At 63.5% G+C, this 24,725-nt stretch carries 30 protein-coding genes; 22 read left to right on the forward strand and 8 right to left on the reverse strand.

All coding sequences use genetic code 11. The annotated features are described in order from the left end of the window. Positions 1-15: 15 nt before the first annotated feature. The 3 genes from NKH50_RS13480 to NKH50_RS13490 all read right to left on the reverse strand — a co-directional run bounded on the left by NKH50_RS13480 (position 16) and on the right by NKH50_RS13490 (position 2,324). Positions 16-720 (reverse strand): glutathione S-transferase family protein, encoded by a 705-nt coding sequence (locus tag NKH50_RS13480; protein WP_352879301.1) that lies wholly within the window; start codon positions 718-720, stop codon positions 16-18. Positions 721-856: 136 nt separating this feature from the next. Continuing rightward, the gene (locus NKH50_RS13485; protein WP_352879303.1) at positions 857-2,065 is read right to left on the reverse strand and encodes a beta-ketoacyl-[acyl-carrier-protein] synthase family protein; all 1,209 of its coding nucleotides are present in this window, start codon (positions 2,063-2,065) and stop codon (positions 857-859) included. 4 nt (positions 2,066-2,069) lie between these two features. After that, the gene (locus tag NKH50_RS13490) at positions 2,070-2,324 is read right to left on the reverse strand and encodes an acyl carrier protein (protein ID WP_023677013.1); all 255 of its coding nucleotides are present in this window, start codon (positions 2,322-2,324) and stop codon (positions 2,070-2,072) included. 202 nt (positions 2,325-2,526) lie between these two features. On the opposite strand from NKH50_RS13490, the gene NKH50_RS13495 reads away from it, so the two are divergent. The 5 genes from NKH50_RS13495 to NKH50_RS13515 are packed head-to-tail and all read left to right on the forward strand — an operon-like array spanning position 2,527 to position 4,918. Next, positions 2,527-3,369, forward strand: a complete 843-nt coding sequence (locus NKH50_RS13495; RefSeq protein ID WP_352879305.1) for an urease accessory protein UreD — start codon at positions 2,527-2,529, stop codon at positions 3,367-3,369. A 28-nt stretch (positions 3,370-3,397) separates the two neighbouring features. Beyond that, positions 3,398-3,700: an urease subunit gamma gene (locus tag NKH50_RS13500; RefSeq protein ID WP_023677011.1), complete on the forward strand. Its 303-nt coding sequence runs from the start codon at positions 3,398-3,400 to the stop codon at positions 3,698-3,700. A gap of 18 nt (positions 3,701-3,718) precedes the next feature. Beyond that, positions 3,719-3,976, forward strand: coding sequence for a DUF1272 domain-containing protein (locus tag NKH50_RS13505; protein WP_254815822.1), 258 nt, complete (start codon positions 3,719-3,721; stop codon positions 3,974-3,976). Positions 3,977-4,011: 35 nt separating this feature from the next. Next, complete coding sequence (locus tag NKH50_RS13510; RefSeq protein WP_352879497.1) at positions 4,012-4,605, forward strand: HupE/UreJ family protein; 594 nt, start codon at positions 4,012-4,014, stop codon at positions 4,603-4,605. A gap of 7 nt (positions 4,606-4,612) precedes the next feature. After that, the gene (locus NKH50_RS13515; RefSeq protein WP_352879307.1) at positions 4,613-4,918 is read left to right on the forward strand and encodes an urease subunit beta; all 306 of its coding nucleotides are present in this window, start codon (positions 4,613-4,615) and stop codon (positions 4,916-4,918) included. A gap of 26 nt (positions 4,919-4,944) precedes the next feature. On the opposite strand, the gene NKH50_RS13520 is transcribed toward NKH50_RS13515, so the two are convergent. Together NKH50_RS13520 and NKH50_RS13525 are read right to left on the reverse strand one after the other, a co-directional pair. Beyond that, a complete protein-coding gene (locus tag NKH50_RS13520) occupies positions 4,945-5,439 on the reverse strand; it encodes a hypothetical protein (protein WP_352879309.1) in 495 nt (164 codons plus the stop codon). Between the two features lie 126 nt (positions 5,440-5,565). Beyond that, entirely contained in the window at positions 5,566-5,949 is a 384-nt protein-coding gene (locus NKH50_RS13525; protein WP_023677006.1) for a hypothetical protein, read from the reverse strand. Between the two features lie 179 nt (positions 5,950-6,128). Between NKH50_RS13525 and ureC the strand changes: the two genes are divergently transcribed. From ureC to NKH50_RS13560, 7 genes are all read left to right on the forward strand, one after another. Further along, positions 6,129-7,841: an urease subunit alpha gene (gene ureC / locus NKH50_RS13530; protein WP_502906862.1), complete on the forward strand. Its 1,713-nt coding sequence runs from the start codon at positions 6,129-6,131 to the stop codon at positions 7,839-7,841. A gap of 47 nt (positions 7,842-7,888) precedes the next feature. After that, positions 7,889-8,482, forward strand: coding sequence for a hypothetical protein (locus NKH50_RS13535; RefSeq protein WP_352879311.1), 594 nt, complete (start codon positions 7,889-7,891; stop codon positions 8,480-8,482). Between the two features lie 56 nt (positions 8,483-8,538). Then, positions 8,539-9,123, forward strand: coding sequence for an urease accessory protein UreE (locus NKH50_RS13540; RefSeq protein ID WP_352879313.1), 585 nt, complete (start codon positions 8,539-8,541; stop codon positions 9,121-9,123). Next, complete coding sequence (locus NKH50_RS13545; RefSeq protein ID WP_352879315.1) at positions 9,116-9,805, forward strand: urease accessory protein UreF; 690 nt, start codon at positions 9,116-9,118, stop codon at positions 9,803-9,805. The genes NKH50_RS13540 and NKH50_RS13545 overlap by 8 nt, the downstream gene beginning before the upstream one ends. After that, positions 9,802-10,242: a DUF3995 domain-containing protein gene (locus NKH50_RS13550; RefSeq protein WP_352879317.1), complete on the forward strand. Its 441-nt coding sequence runs from the start codon at positions 9,802-9,804 to the stop codon at positions 10,240-10,242. The genes NKH50_RS13545 and NKH50_RS13550 overlap by 4 nt, the downstream gene beginning before the upstream one ends. Beyond that, the gene (ureG, locus tag NKH50_RS13555; RefSeq protein ID WP_352820254.1) at positions 10,239-10,880 is read left to right on the forward strand and encodes an urease accessory protein UreG; all 642 of its coding nucleotides are present in this window, start codon (positions 10,239-10,241) and stop codon (positions 10,878-10,880) included. Before NKH50_RS13550 ends, ureG begins: the two co-directional genes overlap by 4 nt. An 81-nt stretch (positions 10,881-10,961) precedes the next feature. Next, positions 10,962-11,729: a class II aldolase and adducin N-terminal domain-containing protein gene (locus tag NKH50_RS13560; protein WP_352879319.1), complete on the forward strand. Its 768-nt coding sequence runs from the start codon at positions 10,962-10,964 to the stop codon at positions 11,727-11,729. A gap of 22 nt (positions 11,730-11,751) precedes the next feature. On the opposite strand, the gene NKH50_RS13565 is transcribed toward NKH50_RS13560, so the two are convergent. Further along, a complete protein-coding gene (locus NKH50_RS13565) occupies positions 11,752-12,384 on the reverse strand; it encodes an HAD family hydrolase (protein ID WP_352879321.1) in 633 nt (210 codons plus the stop codon). Between the two features lie 362 nt (positions 12,385-12,746). Here NKH50_RS13565 and NKH50_RS13570 point away from each other — a divergent pair, with 362 nt between their 5' ends. Then, the gene (locus NKH50_RS13570) at positions 12,747-13,706 is read left to right on the forward strand and encodes a sugar-binding transcriptional regulator (protein WP_023722533.1); all 960 of its coding nucleotides are present in this window, start codon (positions 12,747-12,749) and stop codon (positions 13,704-13,706) included. Between the two features lie 75 nt (positions 13,707-13,781). Here the strand turns inward: NKH50_RS13570 and NKH50_RS13575 are convergent, their stop codons facing one another. Next, positions 13,782-13,967, reverse strand: coding sequence for a hypothetical protein (locus NKH50_RS13575; protein WP_254815832.1), 186 nt, complete (start codon positions 13,965-13,967; stop codon positions 13,782-13,784). Positions 13,968-14,077: 110 nt separating this feature from the next. On the opposite strand from NKH50_RS13575, the gene gcvA reads away from it, so the two are divergent. The 9 genes from gcvA (at position 14,078) to NKH50_RS13620 (ending at position 23,992) form a co-directional block, all read left to right on the forward strand. Further along, positions 14,078-14,989 carry a transcriptional regulator GcvA gene (gene gcvA, locus NKH50_RS13580; RefSeq protein ID WP_352879324.1) on the forward strand — a complete coding sequence of 304 codons (912 nt, stop codon included), beginning with the start codon at positions 14,078-14,080 and terminating at the stop codon, positions 14,987-14,989. Between the two features lie 213 nt (positions 14,990-15,202). After that, complete coding sequence (locus NKH50_RS13585; RefSeq protein WP_254815834.1) at positions 15,203-16,513, forward strand: ABC transporter substrate-binding protein; 1,311 nt, start codon at positions 15,203-15,205, stop codon at positions 16,511-16,513. A 114-nt stretch (positions 16,514-16,627) separates the two neighbouring features. Continuing rightward, the gene (locus NKH50_RS13590; RefSeq protein ID WP_031195183.1) at positions 16,628-17,500 is read left to right on the forward strand and encodes a carbohydrate ABC transporter permease; all 873 of its coding nucleotides are present in this window, start codon (positions 16,628-16,630) and stop codon (positions 17,498-17,500) included. An 11-nt stretch (positions 17,501-17,511) separates the two neighbouring features. Further along, positions 17,512-18,336 (forward strand): carbohydrate ABC transporter permease, encoded by an 825-nt coding sequence (locus tag NKH50_RS13595; RefSeq protein WP_352476993.1) that lies wholly within the window; start codon positions 17,512-17,514, stop codon positions 18,334-18,336. 52 nt (positions 18,337-18,388) lie between these two features. Next, complete coding sequence (locus tag NKH50_RS13600) at positions 18,389-19,393, forward strand: ABC transporter ATP-binding protein (protein ID WP_352686356.1); 1,005 nt, start codon at positions 18,389-18,391, stop codon at positions 19,391-19,393. Then, a complete protein-coding gene (locus tag NKH50_RS13605) occupies positions 19,390-20,160 on the forward strand; it encodes an L-iditol 2-dehydrogenase (RefSeq protein ID WP_352879326.1) in 771 nt (256 codons plus the stop codon). The genes NKH50_RS13600 and NKH50_RS13605 overlap by 4 nt, the downstream gene beginning before the upstream one ends. A 71-nt stretch (positions 20,161-20,231) precedes the next feature. Next, a complete protein-coding gene (locus NKH50_RS13610; protein WP_352686362.1) occupies positions 20,232-21,710 on the forward strand; it encodes a mannitol dehydrogenase family protein in 1,479 nt (492 codons plus the stop codon). Between the two features lie 15 nt (positions 21,711-21,725). Beyond that, positions 21,726-22,409 carry an HAD family hydrolase gene (locus NKH50_RS13615; RefSeq protein ID WP_254815839.1) on the forward strand — a complete coding sequence of 228 codons (684 nt, stop codon included), beginning with the start codon at positions 21,726-21,728 and terminating at the stop codon, positions 22,407-22,409. Next, positions 22,406-23,992 carry an FGGY-family carbohydrate kinase gene (locus tag NKH50_RS13620; RefSeq protein WP_352686365.1) on the forward strand — a complete coding sequence of 529 codons (1,587 nt, stop codon included), beginning with the start codon at positions 22,406-22,408 and terminating at the stop codon, positions 23,990-23,992. The genes NKH50_RS13615 and NKH50_RS13620 overlap by 4 nt, the downstream gene beginning before the upstream one ends. A 19-nt stretch (positions 23,993-24,011) precedes the next feature. On the opposite strand, the gene NKH50_RS13625 is transcribed toward NKH50_RS13620, so the two are convergent. Next, a complete protein-coding gene (locus NKH50_RS13625; RefSeq protein ID WP_352686648.1) occupies positions 24,012-24,593 on the reverse strand; it encodes a histidine phosphatase family protein in 582 nt (193 codons plus the stop codon). Positions 24,594-24,725 lie beyond the last annotated feature (132 nt).

The following is a 24,725-nucleotide window of genomic DNA, read 5'->3' on the forward strand; positions in this document are numbered from 1 at the left end:
CAGTCAGGGTTTTGATCAGGCTCTGGCCGGAATGGTGAGGCCCCTCTGCACCGCCGGCCGGGCAAGGCCACGCTCCAGCCATGCGCCCACGCTGGGGAAATCGTCGAAACCGACGAGGTCCCGCGCCTCGTAAAAGCCGATCAGATTGCGCACCCATCCAAGCATCGAAATGTCGGCGATGGTGTAATCGTCGCCCATAATCCAGCTGCGGCCCTTGAGCCTCGTTTCGAGGACGCCGATCAGCCGTCGCGACTCGTCGCGATAACGCTCCAGCGGGCGCTTGTCGGCGATTTCGCGCCCGGCGAATTTGTGGAAGAAACCGACTTGGCCGAACATGGGCCCGATGGAAGCCATCTGGAAGAACACCCACTGGATCGTCTCGTAACGCAGCGTTGCGTCTGCCGGGACCAGCTTGCCGGTCTTGTCGCTGAGATAAAGCAGGATGGCGCCGGATTCGAACAGGCCGATCGGCTTGCCGCCCGGGCCGTCCGGATCGATCATCGCCGGGATCTTGCCGTTCGGGTTCAAAGACAGGAATTCCGGCGTCCAGCTCTCGTTCTTGCCGATGTCTACGGCATGCGGCTCGTAGGGCAGGCCAAGTTCCTCCAGCGCGATCGATATTTTCACCCCGTTCGGCGTCGGAAACGAATAAAGCTGGATGCGGTCGGGGTCGCTCGCCGGCCAGCGCCTGGCGATCGGAAACGCGGACAGATCGGTCATCGAAACTCCTGGTCGGGGACCGCGCCGAGCGGCATGGTCATGGCGGGTCGCAGTGAGTTAGGCGCGACGCCTGGCGCGATCAATATGCGCATGGAAAGTTTCACCGGCCCCGGTGAAGGGATCGCAAGGGGTGTGGTCACACGGCCTTGACCGCCAGCACCGCATTGGTGCCGCCGAAGGCGAAGCTGTTGCTCATCGCGGTGCGCACCGCGCGCTCGCGTGCCACGTTCGGCGTGATGTCGAGATCGCAGTCGGCGTCGGCTTCCCGGTAATTGGCGGTCGGCGGCACGATGCCTTCGCGGATCGCCATCACGCAGGCGATCATTTCCAGCGCGCCGGATGCGCCGAGGCAGTGGGCATGCATCGATTTGGTCGAGGAGATGGAAAGCTTGTAGGCATGGTCGCCGAACACGCGTTTGATCGCCGCCGTCTCGATCTGGTCGTTGGCCTTGGTGCCGGTGCCATGCGCGTTGAGATAGTCGACGTCCTCCGGATTGAGCCCGGCATCGACGAGGCAGAAGCGCATCGCCGCCTCAGGCCCTTCGATAGTTGGCGCGACGATATCGGAAGCGTCGGCGGAAAGGCCCACACCGGCGATTTCGGCAAGGATGGCGGCGCCGCGCGCCATGGCATGCTCATACGTTTCCAGCACCACCATGCCGGCGCCTTCGCCGAGCACGAGCCCTTGGCGGTCGGCCGAAAACGGCCGGCAGGTGTCCGGCGACAATACCCGCAGGGCCTCCCAGCCCTTGAGGATGCCCCAGACCAGCGGCGCATCGGTGCCGCCGGCGACCATGACGTCGGCCCGGCCGAGCCTGATCTGATCGACCGCGGAGGCAATGGCGTGGTTGGATGACGAGCAGGCAGAGGTGATGCCGAACACCGGTCCACGCAGACCAAGATTCATGCTGACATGGCCGGCGGCTGCGCCCGGCATTACTTTCGGTACGGTGAAGATGCCGGCGCGGTTCTTGCCTTCGAGCAGGATGGCGCGATAGTTCTCTTCGATTGCCTCCCAGCCGCAGACGCCGACGCCGACGATGGTGCCCATCCGGTAGGTGTTGGCCGCGTGCGGGTTCAATCCCGCCTGCTGTGCCGCCTCCCGCGCGGCGATCGTCGCCAGAAGGCTGAAGCGGTCCATCGACACGACCTGTTTGCGGTCGATGCCGTGCTCGGGAAGCGCCTTGATTTCGCAGCCGACCTTGACCTTCAGATCATGCAGCAGCGGATTGTCGATCGCGCCGATTGCTGAACGGCCGGCGCGCATCTCATTCCAGATTGCCGGTGCATTGGTGCCGAGGCCGCATAACCCGCCGATGCCCGTGATGACGATGCGCTTGTGCATTCAGTCAGGCTTTTTTCGCGATCAGCGCGCGAACCGCCTCGACCATGTCGCCGACATTCTTCAGATTGCTCCAGGCATCGACCGTGTTCATCTCGATTTCGATGCCATACTCTTCCTCGAGATCGAAGATGATCTCCGTCAGTTCCAGCGAATGGATGCCAAGCGCGGTCAGTTCGGTACTGGTGGTGATTTCCTCGCCGCCCGGCTCGGCATGAGCCTTGATCTTGGCGATGATATCGTTTGCCAGCTGGTCAGCCATTCGGTTTCTTCCCCAACTCTGTCGTTTCCCGACGCCAACTGATCAGCGCCCCTTTTGTCCTCGATTACGCCGTCATCGTCGCCTTTTACCCCCGCCAGGCGCCGGTGACCGTACCAAGGTGGCTCCCTCTATAGAAACCGAAACGCTGTCAAGCAACAAGCTATATATCGACAAAGCCGCCGCAGTGCTTAACGTTGGTGTCGTGGATACGATCGCAAATAGCTTGACCTCAGTGCCGCCGGCCCAGCGCGTTGCCGGGCTTGCGCGGCTTGGCTGCGACTGGAACGGAGGCCGCACGCGTCTTCGGCGCCTGTACCAGGACGGCTCGGCCAAGATCCGCATGCCGGCAGTCTCGGCCGATCCGCTCGAAGCCGTCCTGATCAACACCGCCGGCGGGCTGACCGGTGGCGACCGTCTCGCCTGGGAGGTCGATGTCGGTGCCGGCGCGTCCGCAACGATAACGACGCAGGCCTGCGAGAAAATCTACCGCGCCGCATCCGACCGCGCCGAAGTGCGGGTGCAATTGAGCGCCGGCGAAGGCGGCCACATTGCCTGGCTGCCGCAGGAAACCATCGTCTTCGACCGCTCGGCCTTTGCCCGCACGCTTGACGTGGAGCTTGCCGCCGGAGCCGAGGCGCTGATCCTGGAAGCTACCGTCTTCGGCCGCCTGGCCATGGGTGAACGGGCTTCGCAAGGCCAATTCCATGACCGCTGGCGCGTCCGCCAGGACGGGGCGCTGATTCACGCCGAGGAGTTTCGCATCGGCCCGGACATTGCCGGTACCTTGAATCGTACGGCGGTTGCCGGCGGCGGCATCGCGGTGGCGACGCTGCTGATGGTGTCGACGCGGGCAGAAGCTTTGCTCGAGCCGGCCCGAGCCATGGTCGGCGGCCAGGGCGGCGTCAGTTTCTGGAGCGTGCGGAAATCTGGCAAGCTTCTTGCTCGGCTGTTCGCCGAGGACGGCTACCAGCTCCGCAAGCGGCTGGTGCCGCTTGTCGAATTGCTCAACGGACGGGCGGGCCTGCCCAAATTATGGTCACTCTGATTTCGATTGTACCACTGCAGGAAGACGCATGAATCTGACGCCGAGGGAGAAAGACAAGCTGCTGATCGCCATGGCGGCGATCGTGGCCCGCAAGCGGCTCGAACGCGGCGTCAAGCTCAACCATCCGGAAGCGATCGCGCTGATAACCGATTTCGTCGTCGAGGGTGCCCGTGACGGCCGCGCCGTCGCCGAGCTGATGGAGGCCGGCGCCCATGTCGTCACCCGGGCCCAGGTGATGGAAGGCATTGCCGAAATGATCCACGATGTGCAGGTCGAGGCGACGTTTCCAGACGGCACCAAGCTGGTGACCGTGCACGAGCCGATCAGATAACCCGCCAAGGAGAGGAAAATGCTTCAGCTGCGTCCGAACTGCGAATGCTGCGACAAGGATCTGCCGCCCGATGCGACGGACGCGGTGATCTGCACCTTCGAATGCACCTTCTGCGCCGACTGCGCACAAAACGTGCTCGGCGGCGCCTGCCCGAATTGCGGCGGCAACTTCTCGGCCCGCCCGATCCGTCCGGCAGCGCTGCTGACGAAATATCCGGCCTCGACCAAGCGCGTCCTCAAGGCAGAAGGCTGCGGTCCGGCCCGCAAGGCGGCGTGAGAGGCATGATGATCTCGAAGATGGAAGCTACGCCGATGATCCCCGCTACGATGAAATGCACGACGCTGTCGGCGGTCCTGCTGCTGGCGGCAGCTATGCCAGCCTATGCCCATGTCGGCGTCGGCACGGTTTCGTCCTTCACCGCCGGCTTCTCCCACCCGCTCTCCGGCCTCGATCATATGACGGTGATGATTGTCGTCGGCCTATGGGCGGCGCTCAGGGGCGGCAAGGCGATCTGGGCATGGCCGCTGGCTTTCGTCGGCGTCATGCTGGCCGGCGGCGGGCTCGGCATGCTGCATGTGCCGATGCCTTTCGTCGAGCCGGCCATACTGGCGTCCGTCGTGGCACTCGGGCTGCTGGTTGCGCTCGCCGTCGATCTTCCCGTCTCGGCCGGCGTCGCCGTCATCGGCCTGTTTGCGCTGGTCCATGGCTACGCCCACGGCACCGAGGTGCCTGAAAATGCCGCTGGGCTTGGCTATACCGCAGGCTTTGTCGTTGCCACCGCGTTGCTCCATGCTGTCGGCATCACGGCTGGTCTCGGCCTCGGCTGGCGCTTCAGTGGGCTTGCGCGCGCCGCTGGCGCCGCCTGTGCCGCGATTGGCGCCGGCCTCGCCTTCGGCATCCTGTGAGGCCGTGATGATCCCCGGCGAAATCATCACGGCGAGCGGCGAGATCGAACTGAACAAGGGACTGCCGACGGTCATCATGAAGGTGGCCAACAGCGGCGACCGGCCGATCCAGGTCGGCAGCCACTATCATTTCTTCGAGACCAATGAAGGGCTGAGATTCGATCGCGACAAGGCGCGGGGCATGCGCCTCGACATCGCCGCCGGCACCGCGATGCGCTTCGAGCCCGGCCAGGAGCGCGACGTTACCCTGGTGCCGCTCGGCGGCAAGCGCAAGGTCTACGGATTTCAGCAGAAGATCATGGGCAAGCTGTGAGATCGAAGGCGTCGAGCAGTTTCGGCTCAGCCGGGCGGCTTGGCCGCCGCATAGATGACGACCTTTCCCGAATCGTCGAATTCAACCGCCAGAACGTCCTCGGTCTGCACTCGCCGCGAGTCGATGGCGTTGAACAGCAATGCGTTCGCCTCGATCTCCTTGCGCAGCTCGGCAATGTCGTCCCGATGTTGCCTGACCTTGCTTTCGATCGCCGGCGGCGGGCCGCCTTCGGTGCGCGCGGCGTCGGTAAGAAACACGATATCGACCTTGTCGAGCTTGGATGTCTTTCGCACGGCAGCGATGTTCTCACGCGTGCGGTCGATCGCCGAGCTGACCCTGCCGGCTTCCGCATTTGTCTCGGTCTCCTCCTGGCCGACCTCCGAGCCGACGATCCGGTTGACGGTCTCGGCGCTGTCGAGGCTCTGCGCGTTCAGCGCGGCGTGCGGAATGCTGGCTGCCAGAAAGGCGGTCGCGGCAATGCCATGCAGCCAGCTGGTGTCGGAGAAGGTGGTGATCGCCATCGCTCGTTCTCAGGGTCCTTTTCGAGGCTTTTGTCAGGGCGACAGGACCGAAACGTAACGTCCCCCGTGAAGGTTCCCTTTGCGATGCGGCGGGCTGACCGGGCGCCGGCCCGCCGCCTCGTCTCGTCAGCTCGCTTTCTTGGTGATCAGCGTCAGCGCGCCATTGGTGCTCATGCTGGCGGCGATCACCTGCGCCGAGGTGAGCCCCTTGGCTTCGAGTGCGGACTTGACCTGCGGTGTCGCGTCGATCGAGCCGCGCAGTTTCTGCAGATCGGCGTCGCTGCGCTTGGCGATCACCTCGTTGACCTTGGCTTGAGTGTCCGCCGGCAGATCCTTGATGTCGACGACGTTGATCGCCTGGATGGTGGGCGCCTGTGGCTGCGCTCCGGGCGCGGCAGGAGCAGGCGCGGCCGGCGCCGGACTGGGCTGCTGCGCAGGCTGTTGCTGGGCGCTGGCGGCGGTTGCGAGCACCAGCGTGGCGGCGGCTGCCAGAAGGGTCGTTTTGCGCATGGATGTTCCTTTCCATCGATTGGCAAATGGTCGTTTTGGGGTGACCCGGCCACCTCAAACGCCAAATGGGATCGGAAAGTGTCGCTCAGCGGGTCATTGCGTGATCATAGGATGGCGGCAATGTGGGGCCCGCCTTCGACAAGCGGTATTTTCGGGCTGTATTTCGGGAGCAATTGCTGATGGCTAAAATCACCCGCGCCGCCTATGCGCAGATGTACGGCCCGACCGTTGGCGACAAAGTCCGGCTCGCCGACACCGAGCTGTTCATCGAGGTCGAAAAGGATCTCACCGTTCACGGCGAGGAGGTGAAATTCGGCGGCGGCAAGGTCATCCGCGACGGCATGGGCCAGAGCCGGGTTTCACGCGCGCAAGGCGCGGTCGACACCGTCATCACCAATGCGCTGGTCGTCGATGCCACCGCCGGTATCGTCAAGGCCGACATCGGCTTGAAGGACGGCCGCATCGCCGCGATCGGCAAGGCCGGCAATCCGGATACCCAAGGCGGCGTCACCATCATCATCGGTCCCGGCACCGAGATCATCGCCGGCGAAGGCAAGATCCTGACCGCCGGCGGGTTCGACGCGCATATCCACTTCATCTGCCCGCAGCAGATCGAGGAAGCGCTGATGTCGGGCATCACCACCATGCTCGGCGGCGGCACCGGCCCGGCGCACGGCACGCTGGCGACCACCTGCACGCCGGGGCCGTGGCATCTGGCGCGCATGATCCAGTCTTTCGACGCCTTCCCGATGAATATCGGCCTGTCGGGCAAGGGCAACGCGTCGCTGCCTGCCGCGCTCGAGGAGATGGTGCTCGCCGGCGCCTGCTCGCTGAAGCTGCATGAGGACTGGGGCACGACACCGGCTGCAATCGACTGCTGCCTGTCGGTCGCCGACGATTACGACGTGCAGGTGATGATCCACACCGACACGCTGAACGAGTCCGGCTTCGTCGAAAACACGGTCGCGGCGATCAAGGGCCGCACCATCCATGCCTTCCACACCGAAGGCGCCGGCGGCGGCCACGCGCCTGACATCATCAAGGTCTGCGGTCTGCCCAACGTCATTCCGTCCTCGACCAATCCGACGCGTCCCTACACGGTCAACACGCTGGCCGAGCACCTCGACATGCTGATGGTCTGTCACCATCTGTCGCCGTCGATCCCCGAAGACATCGCCTTTGCCGAAAGCCGCATCCGCAAGGAAACCATCGCCGCCGAAGACATTCTGCACGACATCGGCGCCTTCTCGATCATCTCGTCGGACAGCCAGGCCATGGGCCGTGTCGGCGAAGTGGCGATCCGCTGCTGGCAGACCGCCGACAAGATGAAGCGCCAGCGTGGTTCGCTGCCGCAGGAGACCGGCAACAACGACAATTTCCGGGTCCGCCGCTACATCGCCAAATACACCATCAATCCGGCCATCGCGCATGGCCTGTCGAAGGACATCGGCTCGGTGGCGGTGGGAAAACGCGCCGACCTTGTGCTGTGGAACCCGGCCTTCTTCGGCGTCAAGCCGGACATGGTGCTGATCGGCGGCATGATCGCCGCCGCCCCGATGGGCGATCCCAACGCCTCGATTCCGACGCCGCAGCCGATGCACTATCGGCCGATGTTCGGCGCCTACGGCAAGGCGATGACCAATTCGTCGGTGACCTTCGTTTCGAAGGCCGCGCTGGATTCGGGCCTGCGCGGCAGGCTCGGCGTCGACAAGCAGATGGTGGCGGTCGAGAACACCCGCGGCGGCATCGGCAAGCATTCGATGGTGCTCAACGACGCCACGCCGCATGTCGAGGTCGACCCGGAGACCTATGAGGTCCGCGCCGACGGTGAATTGCTCACCTGCGAGCCGGCAACCGTGCTGCCGATGGCGCAGCGCTACTTCCTGTTCTGAACCATAGGCGTTAGAACGACCGATGTAGAACATGCCGCGCCAGGCCTATGGACCAGCAACTCCCCTACGCCCACGACATCTTCCCGCATATCCGCATTGTCCTGGGCATGGTGATTGGGCTTGGCGTCACCCGCCTGCTGTCGGGGCTCGCCCGCATCGTCCAGCATCCCGGCCAGTACCGGCTCTATCCCGTGCACCTCGCCTGGGTTGCGTCGGTGCTTTTAATGCTGGTGCATTTCTGGTGGTGGGAGTTCGGCCTCTTCCAGATCGAGAATTGGACCTTCGGCAAATACCTGTTCATCATCTTCTACGCCGTCACGCTGTTCCTGCTCTGCGCGCTGCTGTTTCCGGACTCGATGCTGGACTACACTAGCTATGAGGATTTCTTTTATTCGCGCCGGGCCTGGTTCTTCGGCCTGCTGGCGGCGACCTATCTGCTCGACGTGGTCGACACGCTGCTGAAAGGGCCGGCGCATTTCGCCCATTTCGGCGTCGAATATCTGATCCGCACGCCGGTTTTCGTCGCGCTTTGCGTCATTGCGGTCCTGCTGCGCGACCGCCGCTTTCACATCGCCTTTGTCGCCGGCGCGCTCGTCTATCAGGTATGGTTTATCCTGCGGCTCTTCGACACGATTGTTTGAGCGCCATTGGGGCGGCGGACGCGATAGGCTAGGCTTTTGGGAGAGGCAGTTTTTACATGAAGCTCGATATTCGCACCGACTTCACCAAATTCCCGCGCGCCGTCGCCGTCCTGGCCGCAGGCGAAGCCGGAACCACCACGCCATACGACCGGGCGGTGCTTGCCCATGACGAGCGGCATCTGCGCCGTCGTGCCATCGAAACGGCCGGTAGCGACAAGGTGCTGGTCGACCTGCCCGAACCGGTGACGTTGAACCATGGTGACCGGCTGGTGCTGGAGGATGGCTGCCACATCGAGATCATCGCGGCCGAAGAGCCGCTCTACGATATCAGGGGCAGCGACCCGATCCATCTCGCCGAGCTCGCCTGGCACATCGGCAACCGCCATCTCGCCGCCGCCATCGAGGCTAACCGCATCCTCATCCTGCGCGACCATGTCATCAAGGCGATGCTGGAGGGATTGGGCGCCATCGTGAGCGACGTCTCCGAACCATTCAAGCCGGTGCGCGGCGCCTATTCCGCGCATGGCGGGCACGGCCATGCCCATGCCGAGGCACACGCGCACAGCCACGCCGAAGCGCATTCCCATAGCCATAGCGATTCGCATTCCCACAGCCATTCGCACGACCACGACCATGACTGACCGGCCTTCCAGCGTTGCCCAGCCTTCCAACATTGCTTTGTTGCGGCTGATGGCGTGGGTGTCGCCTTCCTTCCCGGTCGGCGGCTTTTCCTACAGCCATGGCCTGGAACAGGCCGTGCATGCCGGGCTGGTTGCCGACAGCAAAGATCTCGCCGCGTGGCTGGAAACGCTCGTCGAGATGGGTTCGGGCTGGAATGATGCGGTGCTGTTTGCCCAAAGCTGGCGCAGGGCGCGCGAAACCGGCGATCTCGATCAAATCGTCACCCTTGCCGAAGCTCTGGCAGGCTCGCGCGAGCGTCATGCCGAGACGATGCTGCAGGGCGCCGCTTTCCTGAAAGCAGCCTCCGCCTGGCCGTGCCAGGTGCTGGATCGCCTGCCGACCGAATGTGCCTATTGCGTTGCCGTCGGCGCTGTTGCCGGCGATCACGGCATTTCGCTGCGGGACGCCCTGGCCGCCTTCCTGCAGGCCTTCTTCTCAAACCTCGTTCAGGCCGCGATCCGGCTCGGCGTCGTCGGCCAGACCGGCGCCACCGCGCTGCTCGCCGGCTTCGAGCCACTAGCCTTGGCGACCGCAGCCCGCGCTGCCGGCTCGACCCTCGATGATCTCGGCGGCTGCGCTTTTATCTCCGACATCACGGCGATGAAGCACGAGACCCAGTATTCGCGACTGTTCCGCTCATGATCGTCCTCGCTTTCGCCCTCTCGCTCGTCCTGCTGCTGATCACCGCGTTGCATGTCTATTGGGGCATTGGCGGCATCTGGCCGGGCAGGGATGTCGCCTCCTGCGCCCGCGCCGTCATTGGCTTTCATGGCGTCGACGAAATGCCGGCACCCTTCGCCAGCTTCGCCGCTGCCGCCTGCCTTGGCCTGGCGACACTGTGGCCGATGGCGCTCGAGGGCATCTTTGCTACGCCCTTTCCCAAGGCCGGGCTTGCCGCCACGTCGCTGCTCATCGCGCTGGTTTTCCTGGCGCGCGGCATTGCCGGCTTCACGCCGTGGTGGCGCCGGCTAACGCCCGAACAGCCTTTCGCGCGGCTCGATCTGCGTTATTATTCGCCGCTGTGCCTGCTGATCGGGCTTGGCTTCGCCATTCTTGCCGTCACGGAGTTCCCCGCATGATATCGCCCAATGGTCCTCTTCGCATCGGCATTGGCGGCCCGGTCGGCTCGGGCAAGACGACGCTTACCGAAAAGCTCTGCAAGGCACTGCGTGACGAGTTTTCGATTGCCGTCGTCACCAACGACATCTACACCAAGGAAGACGCCATGATGCTGGCCAGGTTGCAGGCCCTGCCCGAGGATCGCATCGTCGGCGTCGAGACCGGCGGCTGTCCGCACACCGCCATCCGCGAGGACGCCTCGATCAATCTGCAGGCGATCGCCGAGATGACCAGAAAATTCCCCGATCTCGACATCGTCTTCATCGAATCGGGCGGCGACAATCTCGCCGCCACCTTCTCGCCGGACCTTGCCGACCTGACGCTCTACGTCATCTCGGTTTGCCAGGGCGAGGAGATCCCGAGGAAGGGCGGACCGGCGATCACCCGGTCCGATTTCCTGGTCATCAACAAGAGCGACCTTGCGCCCTATGTGAACGTCAATCTCGACATCATGGAACGCGACGCTGCCCGCATGCGCGGCAAGCGGCCGTTCGGCTTCACCGACCTGTCGCGCGGCAAGGGGCTGCAGGAGGTGATCGATTTCATCGTCGAGAATGGCGGGCTTCGGGTCGGCGCGGCCACCAGCACGGCGGCATAGCGGCGCTCGCCTGTACCAAACGAAACCGGTTGCGCGTGTTCCAGCCGCGCGGCATCCTTGCTTCTTTCACGGAGGTTTACGATGAGCATCACGCGCCTGCAGAAGGAAGTGCTGACCAACCTGCCGTTCTATGAGGAGCGCGTCGACCTCGCTTGCGCCTTCCGCTGGACGGCGCGGCTCAACATGCACGAGGCGGTGGCCAATCATTTCTCACTGGCCGTCAGCGACGATGGTTCGCAATTCCTGATGAATCCCAACCAGGTGCATTTCTCGCGCATCAAGGCGAGCGATCTGCTTCTGATCGACGCCAACGATCCCGACACGCTGGTCGGCCCGAATGCGCCCGATCCGACGGCGTGGGGCCTGCATGGTGCCATTCATCGCAACGTGCGTCATGCGCGCTGCGTCATGCATGTCCACTCGATCCACGCCACCGTGCTTGCCTCGCTCGCCGACTCGACGCTTCCGCCGGTCGACCAGAACTCGGCAATCTTCTTCAACCGCCATGTCGTTGACGCTCATTATGGCGGGCTGGCCTTCGAGGAAGAGGGCGAGCGCTGCTCGCAGCTTCTTGTCGACCCGAAGGTCAAGGTGATGGTGATGGGCAACCATGGCGTGCTGGTCATCGGCGACAGCGTCGCCGACACCTTCAACCGCATGTTCTATTTCGAGCGCGCCGCCGAAACCTATATCAAGGCGCTGTGGACCGGCCGGCCGCTGCGGGTACTGTCGGACGAGATCGCCGAAAAGGCGGCAAGGGAACAGGAAGACTATCCCGGCCAGGCCGAACGCCACCTTGCCGAACTGAAGGCGATCCTCGACGAGCAGGAACCCGCCTACCGGAGTTGAGCGCGGTCCCGCCGGGCTTGGCTTAAAGCCCGAGTTCGGCTCGCAATTCATCGGCGCTGTTGATGACAATCGCCCCCGGCGGCCCCTCCATAGGCACCTCTGGCCAGAAGATCGTCTTCATTCCCGCTGCCAGCCCCGCCGCGGCGCCGGTCACGCTGTCGTCGACCGCCACGGCCTCGGCGGGATCGACGTCGGCCAGCCAGGCGGCGCGCAGGAAAGGTTCGGCATGCGGCTTGCCTTCACGCACGTCGTTCCGGCTGACCGTCTTCATGCCGGGATAGACGAGGCCGACGGCGCGCAGATTGGCATCGACGATCAGCCTGTCCGAGTTGGAGACCACCGCTTGCGGTATGCCAAGCGCGCGCAGCTCGTTGAAGATTTCGATCGCGCCTCTGCGCGGCGTCAGCGTTTCGGCCATCGGCAGATAGTGATCGTATTTGCGCACGATCCAGTCGTCGAAAGGCAGGTCGAGGCCGAACTCGTCGCGCAGCATTTCGTAGACCGGCCATGCGGCGATGCCGAGCACGCGGTCATGCAGGTCGGCCGGCGGTACGATGCCGACACTGTGCAGCGCTGCGATCAGCGCCGCTTCGTGCAGCGGCTCGCTGTCGACCAGCGTGCCGTCCATATCCCAGAAAACCGCTTTCGGCGTCATGCAAGGCTCCATTCTCAAAAATCCCTTAAAGCGTTTGGCGCAGGAGATAAACCGCGGCGTCCCCGCTAATGCATGTCGCGCAAAAGTGTGCAGCGGTTTTACGATACGGACATGCATAGAAAGCAAGAATCTAAAGCGCATCGCATAAGGCCGATTGAACGCGACGCGCTTTGGACCGAGATTGTGCGACCTCCACAGCCTTGCTGTTGCAACGAGACTGGGTCGACTCGCCACTTCGCTCCAAACACCCAAGTCTCAGCGCTAAGCAATTGCTCTTGCAATAGGCAATTGCGCGCAAGTTCATTCCCTGCGAAACTACGGCGCTCCGCCTCTTATGCCCGGCGGGGTTGGGAGGCAGGAACTTGAATTCGCGGCAGGATAGCGGCGGCAACAGGCTGGACGATGCGGCGCGCGCCGGCTGGCTTTATTACGTTGCCGGCAACACCCAGGACCAGATCGCCGCCACGCTTGGCATCTCCCGCCAGACGGCGCAGCGGCTGGTGTCGCTCGCAGTCTCCGAAGGATTGATCAAGGTGCGCGTCGACCATCCGATCGCCAATTGCCTCGACCTTGCGGCACGGCTGAAATCGCGCTTTGCGCTTGATCTGGTCGAGGTGGTGCCCAGCGACCCTTCTTCTTCCTCCACCGTCATCGGCGTCGCCGAGGCGGCGGCGGCCGAGATCGAACGGCGGCTGCGGTCGCCGACGCCGATCGTCATGGCGATCGGCACCGGCCGCACGCTGAAGGCCGCGATCGAGCAACTGCCGCCGATGGAATGCCCGCAGCACAAAGTGGTGTCGCTGACCGGCAACATCTCGCCGGACGGCTCGGCCGCCTTCTACAACGTCATCTTCACCATGGCCGACAGGGTCAAAGCGCGCTCGTTTCCGATGCCTTTGCCGGTCATCGCCTCCTCGCCGGAGGAGCGCGAGATGCTGCTGAGCCAGCCGATGATCCAGCCGACGCTGGCGCTTGCGGCTGAGGCCGACGTCACCTTTGTCGGCATAGGCGATCTCGGCCCGAAGGCGCCGCTTTACGAGGACGGCTTCATTTCGGAGGGTGAATTAAAGGCGTTGCAGAAGGCCGGCGGCGTCGCCGAGATCGTCGGCTGGGTGTTCGATCGTGATGGCCGCATGATCGAGGGTATTACCAATGATCGGGTGTCGTCGGCACCGCTGCCGTCGCGCGAAAAGTCGCTAGTGATCGCGCTTGCGATGGGCGACCGCAAGCTGCCGGGCATCTTCGCCGCCGTCAACCGGCGGCTGGTCAACGGCCTGATCACCGATGAGCGGACCGCCGCCGCCTTGCTAGCGGGCGCATGATCTCCGAGCCGCTGGCGGTCGGAAACGATCATGTGAAATCGAAACGTATCTGAATCCCCGATAAAACGAGCGCCACTACTGGTGCCGGCCGCATGGATCGTTGCCGTCGAGAAAGCCCATGTCGCGCTGCAGATGCGGCGGCAGCTCCCGGACGTCGAGATAGGCCCGTTTCCGCGCCGCGTGCCTTGCCAATCCCCGCGCCAACCGTGAAAACCAGCCATGGGCTGGAGCAAGAAGCAGCTTTTCCTGTATTGTGGTCATGATCGTCAGCCTTCGCTATCTCTAGGCGTAGTTGATCTACAATACGGAATATCGGTAGGCCCGGCCGGTGCCGCCAATCAAACGTCGATCACTGCCCATAAGGAGGGCTTATGCCGGAGCTCAATTCACGACAGCTGGTTTCGCAGCTTCCTCCGCTTCAGGCGATCCGGGTATTCGAAGCGGTGGCGCGGCATCTCTCGTTCACCAAGGCCGCCCAGGAGCTTGGCATGACGCAGGCGGCGGCAAGCTATCAGATCAAGCTTCTAGAGGAGCGCGTCGGTGCGCCCCTGTTCCTGCGCCAGCCAAAACAGATCGTGCTGACCGAACCCGGCCAACGCCTGGCGCCCGCGGTCAGCGAAGCATTCGCGCTGTTGAGCGGCGCCTATGCCGCCGCGCGCACCGGCGCCGACGGCGTGCTTTGCGTTTCGACGCTGCTGACCTTTGCCTCCAATTGGCTGGCCCAGCATCTCGGTTCGTTCCAGGTAGCGCATCCGTCGCTGGCGGTGCGCGTCGATACTTCGAACAGGGTTGTCGACTTTGCCAGAGAGGATGTCGACATTGCCATCCGCTCCGGCGGCGGCAACTGGCCGGGCGTCGAGACCCATATGCTTTTCAGGGCCGATTTCACGCCGGTCCTTAGTCCAAAGCTCGCGGCAAGCATCGGCGGCGTCAAGGAGCCGGCCGACCTGCTGCGGCTGCCGATCCTCGACCCGGGCGACATCTGGTGGCGGGACTGGTTTGCCGCCGCCGGCCTGCCGGTCGAGGAACTGGCCAAGCGCCCCGGCACCAGCATGGGCGCGCAGGCCTATGAGGCCAATGCCGCGATTGCCGGCCACGGCGTGGCGATCGTCACCAAGGCTCTGTTCAAGGCCGAACTTGCCGACGGCCGCCTGATCCAGCCCTTTGATCTGGTCGGTGACGACGGCCACGCCTATTGGTTGGTCTATCCGACGGCGCGGCGCAACGTGCCGAAGATCCGCGCCTTCCGCGATTGGATCCTGAGCGAGATCGCTTGCCAATAGGCTGAATCCCAGCAAGCCCGACAGCAAAGCTCCGGGCCAATCAGCCCGGCTGAAATCTTTCGTCAGACATGCCGCAAACGTCCCAGCTTGTCGCCGCACGAGACCCGGCGTGCTGCGCTGCAGCAACGAATCCGTCTTGACAGAATTCATCGCAGGTGAGTAATTGCCCACAGCAAAGGCAAATGCTCATCTTGGTTTATGGGAGGAATTTTGATGAAACTTCGCACGTTCACCCTAGGCCTGTTCTCGGCCAGCGCCCTCGCTTTCGCCGCGCATGCCGAATCCATCACCATCGCCACGGTCAACAATGGCGACATGGTCCGCATGCAGAAGCTGACCGACGACTTCACCGCCAAAAATCCCGACATTCAGCTACAGTGGGTCACGCTCGAGGAAAACGTCCTGCGCGAGCGCGTCACCACCGACATCGCCACCAAGGGTGGCCAGTACGACGTGATGACCATCGGCACCTATGAGGTGCCGATCTGGGCCAAGCAGAACTGGCTTTTGCCGCTCGACAAGCTCGGCGACGATTATGACGTCAAGGACATCATCCCGGCCATAGCCGGCGGCCTGTCGGTCGACGGCAAGCTCTACGCAGCGCCGTTTTATGGCGAAAGCTCCTTCGTCATGTACCGCAAGGACCTGATGGACAAGGCCGGGCTCAAGATGCCCGATGCACCGACCTGGGACTTCATCAAGCAGGCCGCCGACAAGATGACCGACCGCGCCAACGGCGTGAACGGCGTCTGCCTGCGCGGCAAGGCCGGCTGGGGCGAGAACATGGCCTTCCTGACCGCCATGTCGAACTCCTTCGGCGCGCGCTGGTTCGACGAGAACTGGAAGCCGCAATTCGACCAGCCCGAATGGAAGAACACGCTGCAGTTCTATGTCGACCTGATGAAGGCCGACGGCCCCGAGGGCGCGTCGTCCAACGGCTTCAACGAAAACCTGGCGCTGTTCCAGCAGGGCAAATGCGGCATGTGGATCGACGCTACCGTCGCTGCGTCCTTCGTCTCCGACCCGAAGAACTCGACCGTCGCCGACAAGGTCGGCTATGCGCTGGCGCCGGACAATGGCCTCGGCAAGCGCGGCAATTGGCTGTGGGCCTGGTCGCTGGCCATCCCCGCCGGCACCCAGAAGGCCGACGCCGCTCAAAAGTTCGTTTCCTGGGCGACTTCGAAGCACTATCTCGAACTGGTCGCTTCAAAGGAAGGCTGGGCCAACGTTCCGCCCGGAACGCGCACCTCGCTCTACAACAACCCGGAGTACCAGAAGGCGGCGCCTTTCGCGAAAATGACGCTGGATTCCATCAACGCCGCCGATCCGACGCACCCGACCGTCAAGCCGGTGCCTTATGTCGGCGTCCAGTTCGTCGCCATTCCTGAGTTCCAGGGCCTTGGCACCACTGTCGGCCAGCTCTTCTCGGCGGCCCTTGCCGGCCAGACGAGCGTCGACGACGCCTTGAAGCAGGCACAGGACGCCGCCACCGCGACGATGACCGAGGGCGGGTACATCAAATAAGGCGCCTCCCGGTGCCGGTTGCCCATGGCAGCCGGCACGGGCCGCCCGAATCCCAGTTCGGGCGGCCAACTTTACGCCGCTGAAAAACTTGGCCGACCTCGAAGGGTGACCGTCATGGCTACTCAGCAGACCCGTTCGCTTGCCCGCTTCATGATGGCGCCATCCGTGGTGCTGCTGCTGGTTTGGATGATTGTGCCGCTGGCATTCACGCTGTGGTTCTCCTTCCAGCAGTACAACCCACTCAATCCGATGCGCGACGGCTTCGTCGGGTTTTCGAACTACGCGCTGTTCTATTCCAACCCGGCATTCCTGCAGTCGATCCTCAACACGCTCACCATCGTCGTCAGCGTGCTTTTGATCACGGTGATCGGCGGCATCCTGCTGGCCCTTCTGCTCGACCAGCCGATGTGGGGACAAGGCATCGTCCGCATCCTCGTCATCTCGCCGTTCTTCGTCATGCCGCCGGTGGCGGCACTTGTCTGGAAGAACATGATCATGCATCCGCAATACGGCGTCTTCGCCGATATTGCGCGCTTCTTCGGCGGGCAGCCGATCGACTGGTTCGGGCAGCACCCGCTCCTGGCGATCATCATCATCGTCGCCTGGCAGTGGCTGCCGTTTGCGACGCTGATCCTGTTGACCGCGCTCCAATCGCTCGACGGCGAGCAGAAGGAAGCCGCCGAAATGGACGGCGCCGGCTTCATCAGCCGCTTCATCTATTTGACGCTGCCGCATATGTCGCGCGCCATAACCGTCGTCATCCTGATCCAGACGATCTTCCTGCTGTCGGTCTATGCCGAGATCCTGGTCACCACCAATGGCGGCCCGGGTTATGCCTCCACCAACCTGCCCTTCCTCGTCTACCAGAAGGCCTTGCTGGAGTTCAAAATCGGCCAGGCGTCCGCCGGCGGCATCATCGCAGTCATTCTCGCCAACATCGTCGCCTTCTTCGCCATGCGCGCCGTCGGCAAGAACCTGGACAAATAAGGGAGGATAAGATGGCACGTGCAGTCACCACCCGGCACAAGACGATTGCGACTGCGGCCGCCTGGATCGTCGCCCTGCTGATCTTCTTCCCGATCCTCTATACGATCATCACCTCGTTCAAGTCGGAGCAGGAGGCCATCCAGGGCTTCAACCTGTTCCCGTCGGGAACCATGGAGAGCTATTCCGAGGTCCAGGCGCAGAACGGCTATTTCAAATTCTTCCTCAACTCGGTGTTCCTCTCGGTCGGCTCGACCGTCCTGGCTCTGCTCGTCGCCATACCGGCGGCATGGTCGATGGCGTTTTCGCCGGGCAAACGCACCAAGGACATTCTGATGTGGATGCTTTCCACCAAGATGATGCCGGCCGTCGCGGTGCTGTTTCCGATCTATCTGATCTTCCGCGACACCGGATTGCTCGACAGCCGCATCGGCCTGATGGTCATGCTGATGCTGATCAACCTGCCGATCGTGGTCTGGATGCTCTACACCTATTTTCGCGAGATCCCTGGCGAGATCCTGGAAGCGGCGCGCATGGACGGCGCATCGCTGTGGAACGAGATAATCTACGTGCTGACACCGATGGCGGTGCCCGGCATCGCCTCGACCATGCTGCTTAACATCATTCTCGCCTGGAACGAGGCGTTCTGGACGATCCGGCTGACCACCACCGAGGCAGCGCCGCTTACCGCTTTCATCAGCTCCTTCTCCAGTCCGCAGGGGCTGTTCTGGGCCAAGCTTTCGGCCGCCTCGACGCTGGCGATCGCGCCGATCCTGATCATGGGCTGGTTCAGCCAGAAGCAGCTGGTCCGAGGCCTGACATTCGGTGCGGTAAAGTAGCGGGCATCGCCTGACGCAAAACGAAAAGGATAGCCCTTCGGGGGAGGAAACCATGGGAAACATCACGCTCAAGAACGTCTCCAAATCCTTCGGGGCGACGTCCATCATCCCCGGCCTTGATCTGGTCATCGAGGACGGAGAGTTCGTCGTCTTCGTCGGTCCGTCGGGCTGCGGCAAATCCACCCTGTTGCGTCTGATCGCCGGTCTGGAGGATACCAGCGGCGGCACCATCATCATCGATGGCCGCGACGTCACCGGGGAGGCGCCGGCCAAGCGTAAGCTGGCCATGGTGTTCCAGTCCTATGCGCTCTACCCGCACATGACGGTGGCCAAGAACATCGCCTTCCCGCTGAAGATGGCGGGCGAGGACCAGGCAACCATCGACAAGAAGGTGAAGGACGCCGCGCGGATCCTGAACCTCACCAACTACCTCGACCGCCGCCCCGGCCAGCTCTCCGGCGGCCAGCGGCAGCGTGTCGCCATCGGCCGCGCCATCGTCCGCCAGCCATCGGCCTTCCTGTTCGACGAACCGTTGTCCAATCTCGACGCGGCGCTGCGCGGCACCATGCGGCTGGAAATCAGTGAACTGCACCACCAGCTCCAGACCACCATGGTCTACGTCACCCACGACCAGATCGAGGCGATGACCATGGCCGACAAGATCGTCGTGCTCAATGCCGGCAATATCGAGCAGGTCGGCTCGCCGATGGAGCTCTACAAGACGCCGAAGAACCTGTTCGTTGCCGGCTTCATAGGTTCGCCGAAGATGAACCTGATCGAAGGCGCGCCGGCCGCCAAATATGGCGCCAAGACAGTCGGCATCCGCCCGGAGCATATGAACATTTCGAAGGCGTCAGGCGACTGGAAGGCGACGGTCGGCGTTGCCGAGCATCTCGGCTCCGACACGTTTTTGCACGTCCAGGCGGATGGCGTCGGGCAGCTGACGGTGCGTGCCGACGGCGAATTGGCCGCCCATCACGGCGACACGATCTATCTGACGCCGGACAAGGCCAAGCTGCATCGTTTCGGCACCGATGGGAAGGCGATGCTGCAATGAGGCTCCGGGGTAAATCGGCGCTGATCACCGGATCGGCGCGCGGCATCGGCAGGGCGTTCGCCGAAGCCTACATGCGGGAGGGAGCGACGGTCGCCATCGGCGACATCAATCTCGAGGCTGCCGAGAAGACGGCTTCCGAAATCGGCGGCAACGCCTACGCGGTGATGCTGGACGTCACCGATCTCGCGTCGATCGATGCGGCCGTCAAGGCGGTCGAAACCAGGGCCGGCAGCCTCGATATCTTGATCAACAACGCCGCCCTGTTCGACCTGGCGCCGATCGTCGAGATCACCAAGACAAGCTACGACAAATTGTTTTCGGTCAACGTCGCCGGCACGCTGTTTACGTTGCAGGCCGCCGCCCGTTCTATGATTGCCCGCGGCAAGGGCGGCAAGATCATCAACATGGCAAGCCAAGCCGGGCGCCGCGGCGAGGCGCTGGTCGCCGTCTACTGCGCCACCAAGGCGGCGGTCATCTCGCTCACCCAGTCGGCAGGGCTCGACCTGATCAAACACGGCATCAATGTCAACGCGATAGCACCGGGGGTCGTTGACGGCGAGCACTGGGATCATGTCGATGCCTTGTTCGCCAAGTTCGAGAACCGGCCGAGGGGCGAGAAGAAGAGACTGGTCGGCGAAGCCGTGCCTTATGGCCGCATGGGCACGGCGCAAGACCTCACCGGCATGGCGGTGTTCCTGGCCAGCAATGAGGCCGGATACATCGTCGCCCAGACCTACAATGTCGATGGCGGCCAGTGGATGAGTTGAGGGGGGCGAAGGCGCTCTTCTCCCCGTCTCCTCCACGGGGGGAAGAGCCGTCCCGCTAAAGGGTAAAGCAGATGACCGTGAAACTCTCTTCTTCCATCCTAGCCAAGCTGCCGCCCAAGGTCGCCGGCCCGAAATACGATCGCGCCGCGCTCAAGGCCGGCATCGTGCATTTCGGCGTCGGCAATTTCCATCGCTCGCACCAGGCCGTCTACCTCGACGACCTGTTCAACTCGGGCGTTGGCCACGACTGGGCTATCGTCGGCGCCGGCGTCTTCGAGGGCGAGAAGGTCGGCCGCGGCAAGCTGCAGGAGCAGGACTGGCTGACCACCGTGGTCGAGCAGGACAGCGGCCATATGAGCGCGCGCGTCACCGGCGTCATGATCGACTTCCTGGTGCCTGGCGACGCGATCGCAATTGTCGAGCGGCTTGCCGATCCGGCGATCAAGATCGTTTCCCTGACTATCACCGAGGGCGGCTATTTCATCGATCCGGCTTCTGGCGTCTTCAATCCGACACATCCCGACATCGTTGCCGACGCTGAGCCGGGGGCGACGCCGAAGACCGTCTTCGGCCTCATCCTCGCCGGGCTGCTACGCCGCCGCGCCGACGGTATCGTGCCCTTCACCGTCATGTCCTGCGACAACATCCCCCATAACGGCCATGTCACCTCAGATGGCGTCATCGGCCTTGCGCGGCTGATCGACGAAGGTTTGGCAAACTGGGTGAGCGAGAAGGTTGCCTTTCCCAATGGCATGGTCGATCGCATCACGCCGGCCACCACCGACCGCGAGCGCGGCATTCTCGCCAGCGAGTTCGGCCTCGACGACAATTGGCCGGTGTTTTGCGAACCGTTTAAGCAATGGGTGCTGGAGGACCGTTTCACCGACGGCCGGCCGCCGCTGGAAAAGGTCGGCGTGCAGTTCGTCAGCGACGTCGCGCCCTATGAGCTGATGAAGATCCGCATCCTCAATGGCGGCCATGCGACCATCGCCTATCCGGCCGGGCTGATGGACATCCATTTCGTCCATGAGGCGATGCATGAGCCGCTGGTACGCGGCTTCCTCGACAAGCTCGAGCATAATGAGATCATCCCGACCGTGCCGCCGGTTCCGGACACCGACCTCGAAGATTACTACCAGCTCATCGAGCACCGCTTCTCCAATCCGAAGATCGGCGACACCATACGCCGGCTTTGCCTCGACGGCTCCAACCGCCAGCCGAAATTCATCATTCCGACGATCGCCGACCGGCTGAAGGCTGGCAAAAGCGTCACCGGCCTGGCGCTGGAATCTGCGCTCTGGTGTCGCTACTGCTTCGGCACGACGGATTCCGGTGCCGTCACCGAGCCCAACGACCCTAACTGGGGCCGGTTGCAGGCGACGGCCAAGGCGGCCAGGGACATGCCTGGCGCCTGGCTTGCCATGGAGGACATCTATGGCGATGTCGGCCGCTCGCCGCCCTTCGCCGAAGCGTTCGCCCATGCGCTCAAATCGCTGTGGGCGGACGGCGCGCGCGCGACACTGACGCGCTATCTCGCCGGCGACCTCTGAAGCCGATCCAGCGCGATGACGCCTGAACTGGTCATTTTCGACTGTGACGGCGTGCTGGTGGACAGTGAGATGCTGTCCGTCTCGGCATTGCTGGAGATGATCGCGCTTGCCGGCGGCAACGTCAGCGAGGACATTGCCTACGAGCACTTCCTCGGCAAGAGCATGAAGAGCGTCCGCGAAATCCTCGCAAGCGACTTCGGGCTCGATCTCACCGACCAGCATCTGACCGAGATGCGCTCCGAACTGATGCGCAAGTTCCGCCAGGAGCTGAAACCGATGCCAGGCATCGCACAGGTCCTGCCGAAGCTCGGCGTGCCGTGCTGCGTCGCCTCCTCCGGCACGCTGGAGCGCATCCGCTATGCGCTCGAGGTTACGGGGCTGCTTGGGCTGCTGGAGCCGCATCTGTTCAGCGCTGCCATGGTGGCGCGGGGCAAACCGGCGCCCGATCTCTTTCTCCATGCAGCAGATAAAATGAGAGCGGCCCCGCGAAACTGCCTCGTCGTCGAGGACAGCCCGGCCGGCATCGAAGCGGCGCGGGCGGCCGGCATGCGCGTCCTTGCCTTCACCGGCGGCTCGCACACCGGCAACCCGGCCTTGAAAGCGCGGCTTGCGTCGAGTGAGCCGGACTTTATATTCGCTGACATGCTGCAATTGCCCGATCTGATTGCAGGCCTGGGAGCGAGAGCAAGAACACCTTGACCAATAGTTTCGTTTGCGCGGTCGATGTCGGCACCGGAAGCGCCCGTGCCGGCATTCTCGACACCGGTGGCGCCTTGCTCGGCCGCGCCGAGCACCCGATCGCCATGCAACAGCCGAAGGCCGATCACGCCGAGCACGATTCGCAGGATATCTGGTCGGCGGTGTGCAGTGCCGTGCGTGCTGCCCGCGAAAAGGCGCACGTGAAGGCTGAGGATATCGTCGGCATCTCTTTTGACGCCACCTGCTCGCTGGTGGTGCGGGACCGGCATGGCGGCCAGCTCAGCGTATCCGTTACTGGCGAAAGGCGCTGGGACACCATCGTCTGGCTCGACCATCGCGCAATTGCCGAGGCCGATGAATGCACCGAAAGCGGCCACGCCGTGCTCGACTATATCGGCGGCGTCATGTCGCCGGAAATGGAAACGCCGAAGCTGATGTGGCTGAAGCGCAACCTGCCCGGAACATGGAACGAAGCCGGCTACCTGTTCGACCTTACCGACTTCCTCACCTGGAAGGCGACCGGCTCGCTCGCCCGTTCGCAATGCACGCTGACCGCCAAATGGACCTATCTGGCCCATGAAGCGACCGGCTGGCGGCGCGACTTCTTCGAAGCGGTCGGGCTCGGCGACCTTTTCGAGCACGGCAATTTGCCAGAGAAGGCGAGCCCGGTCGGCGCAGATATCGGTCCGCTCAGCGCGCAAGCCGCGGCGGAGCTTGGCCTCACCGAAAAATGCCGGGTCGGCGCCGGCGTCATCGATGCCTATGCCGGCGCGCTCGGCGTGCTCGGCGGTTTCGCAGGTGACGCGACGAACATCGGCCGCCATCTGGCCCTGATTGCCGGTACGTCGAGTTGCGTCATGGCGATGTCGCCAGATCCGCAGCCTTTCGCCGGTGTCTGGGGGCCATATTATGGCGCAGCCCTTCCCGGTCTTTGGCTGTCGGAAGGCGGCCAGTCGGCCACAGGAGCGCTGCTCGATCACATCATCCGCTGGCATGGCGCCGGCGGCGAGCCGGATGCCGTAATGCATGCCAGGATCGCCCGCCGCGTCGCCGAGCTGCGCGCCGCCGAGGGTGGCAACCTCGCCGCAAGGCTGCATGTATTGCCGGATTTCCATGGCAACCGCTCGCCGCTTGCCGACCCGCATGCCGTCGGCGTCATTAGCGGACTGACACTGGATTCCTCCTTCGACAGCCTGTGCAAGCTTTACTGGCGCACCGCCGTCAGCATCGCGCTTGGCGTCCGCCATGTGCTGGAAGCACTGAACGAGAACGGCTATCTGATCGACACGCTGCACGTCACCGGCGGCCACACTAAGAACCCGCTGTTGATGGAACTCTATGCCGACGCCACCGGCTGCACGGTGGTCGAGCCGCTGGCGGACGAGGCGGTGCTGCTCGGCACCGGCATGATTGCCGCCACCGCGGCCAGGCTTTTTCCCGATTTGAATGCCGCCTGCGTTGCCATGCAGCAAGGCGGCAGGACGCGAGAGCCCAATCCGGCTGCCGCCGGCCGGTTCGACCGCGACTACCGCGTGTTCCTCGAAATGCACAGGCAAAGGCGGTCGCTGGACGCGATCATATAGGTCGAACGGCTTTCACGCGCTATCGCTGGTTCCAGCGCCGAACAACCGGCTCGTCGAGATCATGCTCATAACCGAGCACGCTTATGCTGGCGGTATCCAGCACGAACAGCGCGCCCTCTTGCGGCGGCAGGCCGAGCCAGCGCGCAGCCAGCACTCGCAGGAAATGCGAGCTTGAAAACACCAGGATGTTGCCGTTGGCCTGGCGCAGCTGGCTGACGATGCGGTCCGCCCTCGAGCCGACGTCCGCGGCTGATTCGCCCCTCGGGCAACCGTCGCGAAAGAGACGCCAGCCTGGACGTTCGGCAAGGATTTGCTTGGTGGTCAATCCCTCATAGGCACCATAATCCCACTCTGCCAGATCGTCCTTTTTTACGCCCGAAGAGCCGAAGCCGGCCAGCGCACAGGTGTTGAAGGCGCGCTGCGACGGGCTCGACCACACCGCCGAGAAGGACAGGCCCTTTAGCCGCTCAGTGACCCGCCTCGCAGCGTCCTCGCCGGCCGGCGTCAGCGGTATGTCGGTCCGGCCGGTATGCTTTCCGGATGCACTCCATTCCGTCTCGCCATGCCGAACCAGATAGATTTCGGGAAACGCGCTCATCAGGGTGCCTTTCAAATGAATCCACCGTGACAATAGCGGCTTCCATAGCCTCTCCAACAGCCTGCATTGAGCTGACTGGCTTAACCCTTCCGCAAGTCAGCCCCTTGCCACCGGTGCCTATTTCATAGACAAACC

Origin of the sequence: Mesorhizobium sp. M1027 (assembly GCF_040318745.1) — a bacterium.
Lineage (GTDB): Bacteria > Pseudomonadota > Alphaproteobacteria > Rhizobiales > Rhizobiaceae > Mesorhizobium.

Excerpts from the sequence above, each read along its gene's own strand:
- NKH50_RS13480 (WP_352879301.1), bottom strand. The coding sequence starts at position 720 with ATGACCGATCTGTCCGCGTTTCCGATCGCCAGGCGCTGGCCGGCGAGC.
- NKH50_RS13485 (WP_352879303.1), bottom strand. The coding sequence starts at position 2,065 with ATGCACAAGCGCATCGTCATCACGGGCATCGGCGGGTTATGCGGCCTC.
- NKH50_RS13490 (WP_023677013.1), bottom strand. The coding sequence starts at position 2,324 with ATGGCTGACCAGCTGGCAAACGATATCATCGCCAAGATCAAGGCTCAT.
- NKH50_RS13500 (WP_023677011.1), top strand. The coding sequence starts at position 3,398 with ATGAATCTGACGCCGAGGGAGAAAGACAAGCTGCTGATCGCCATGGCG.
- NKH50_RS13505 (WP_254815822.1), top strand. The coding sequence starts at position 3,719 with ATGCTTCAGCTGCGTCCGAACTGCGAATGCTGCGACAAGGATCTGCCG.
- NKH50_RS13510 (WP_352879497.1), top strand. The coding sequence starts at position 4,012 with ATGATCCCCGCTACGATGAAATGCACGACGCTGTCGGCGGTCCTGCTG.
- NKH50_RS13515 (WP_352879307.1), top strand. The coding sequence starts at position 4,613 with ATGATCCCCGGCGAAATCATCACGGCGAGCGGCGAGATCGAACTGAAC.
- NKH50_RS13520 (WP_352879309.1), bottom strand. The coding sequence starts at position 5,439 with ATGGCGATCACCACCTTCTCCGACACCAGCTGGCTGCATGGCATTGCC.
- NKH50_RS13525 (WP_023677006.1), bottom strand. The coding sequence starts at position 5,949 with ATGCGCAAAACGACCCTTCTGGCAGCCGCCGCCACGCTGGTGCTCGCA.
- ureC (WP_502906862.1), top strand. The coding sequence starts at position 6,129 with ATGGCTAAAATCACCCGCGCCGCCTATGCGCAGATGTACGGCCCGACC.
- NKH50_RS13535 (WP_352879311.1), top strand. The coding sequence starts at position 7,889 with ATGGACCAGCAACTCCCCTACGCCCACGACATCTTCCCGCATATCCGC.
- NKH50_RS13540 (WP_352879313.1), top strand. The coding sequence starts at position 8,539 with ATGAAGCTCGATATTCGCACCGACTTCACCAAATTCCCGCGCGCCGTC.
- NKH50_RS13545 (WP_352879315.1), top strand. The coding sequence starts at position 9,116 with ATGACTGACCGGCCTTCCAGCGTTGCCCAGCCTTCCAACATTGCTTTG.
- NKH50_RS13550 (WP_352879317.1), top strand. The coding sequence starts at position 9,802 with ATGATCGTCCTCGCTTTCGCCCTCTCGCTCGTCCTGCTGCTGATCACC.
- ureG (WP_352820254.1), top strand. The coding sequence starts at position 10,239 with ATGATATCGCCCAATGGTCCTCTTCGCATCGGCATTGGCGGCCCGGTC.
- NKH50_RS13560 (WP_352879319.1), top strand. The coding sequence starts at position 10,962 with ATGAGCATCACGCGCCTGCAGAAGGAAGTGCTGACCAACCTGCCGTTC.
- NKH50_RS13565 (WP_352879321.1), bottom strand. The coding sequence starts at position 12,384 with ATGACGCCGAAAGCGGTTTTCTGGGATATGGACGGCACGCTGGTCGAC.
- NKH50_RS13575 (WP_254815832.1), bottom strand. The coding sequence starts at position 13,967 with ATGACCACAATACAGGAAAAGCTGCTTCTTGCTCCAGCCCATGGCTGG.
- gcvA (WP_352879324.1), top strand. The coding sequence starts at position 14,078 with ATGCCGGAGCTCAATTCACGACAGCTGGTTTCGCAGCTTCCTCCGCTT.
- NKH50_RS13585 (WP_254815834.1), top strand. The coding sequence starts at position 15,203 with ATGAAACTTCGCACGTTCACCCTAGGCCTGTTCTCGGCCAGCGCCCTC.
- NKH50_RS13590 (WP_031195183.1), top strand. The coding sequence starts at position 16,628 with ATGGCTACTCAGCAGACCCGTTCGCTTGCCCGCTTCATGATGGCGCCA.
- NKH50_RS13595 (WP_352476993.1), top strand. The coding sequence starts at position 17,512 with ATGGCACGTGCAGTCACCACCCGGCACAAGACGATTGCGACTGCGGCC.
- NKH50_RS13600 (WP_352686356.1), top strand. The coding sequence starts at position 18,389 with ATGGGAAACATCACGCTCAAGAACGTCTCCAAATCCTTCGGGGCGACG.
- NKH50_RS13605 (WP_352879326.1), top strand. The coding sequence starts at position 19,390 with ATGAGGCTCCGGGGTAAATCGGCGCTGATCACCGGATCGGCGCGCGGC.
- NKH50_RS13610 (WP_352686362.1), top strand. The coding sequence starts at position 20,232 with ATGACCGTGAAACTCTCTTCTTCCATCCTAGCCAAGCTGCCGCCCAAG.
- NKH50_RS13615 (WP_254815839.1), top strand. The coding sequence starts at position 21,726 with ATGACGCCTGAACTGGTCATTTTCGACTGTGACGGCGTGCTGGTGGAC.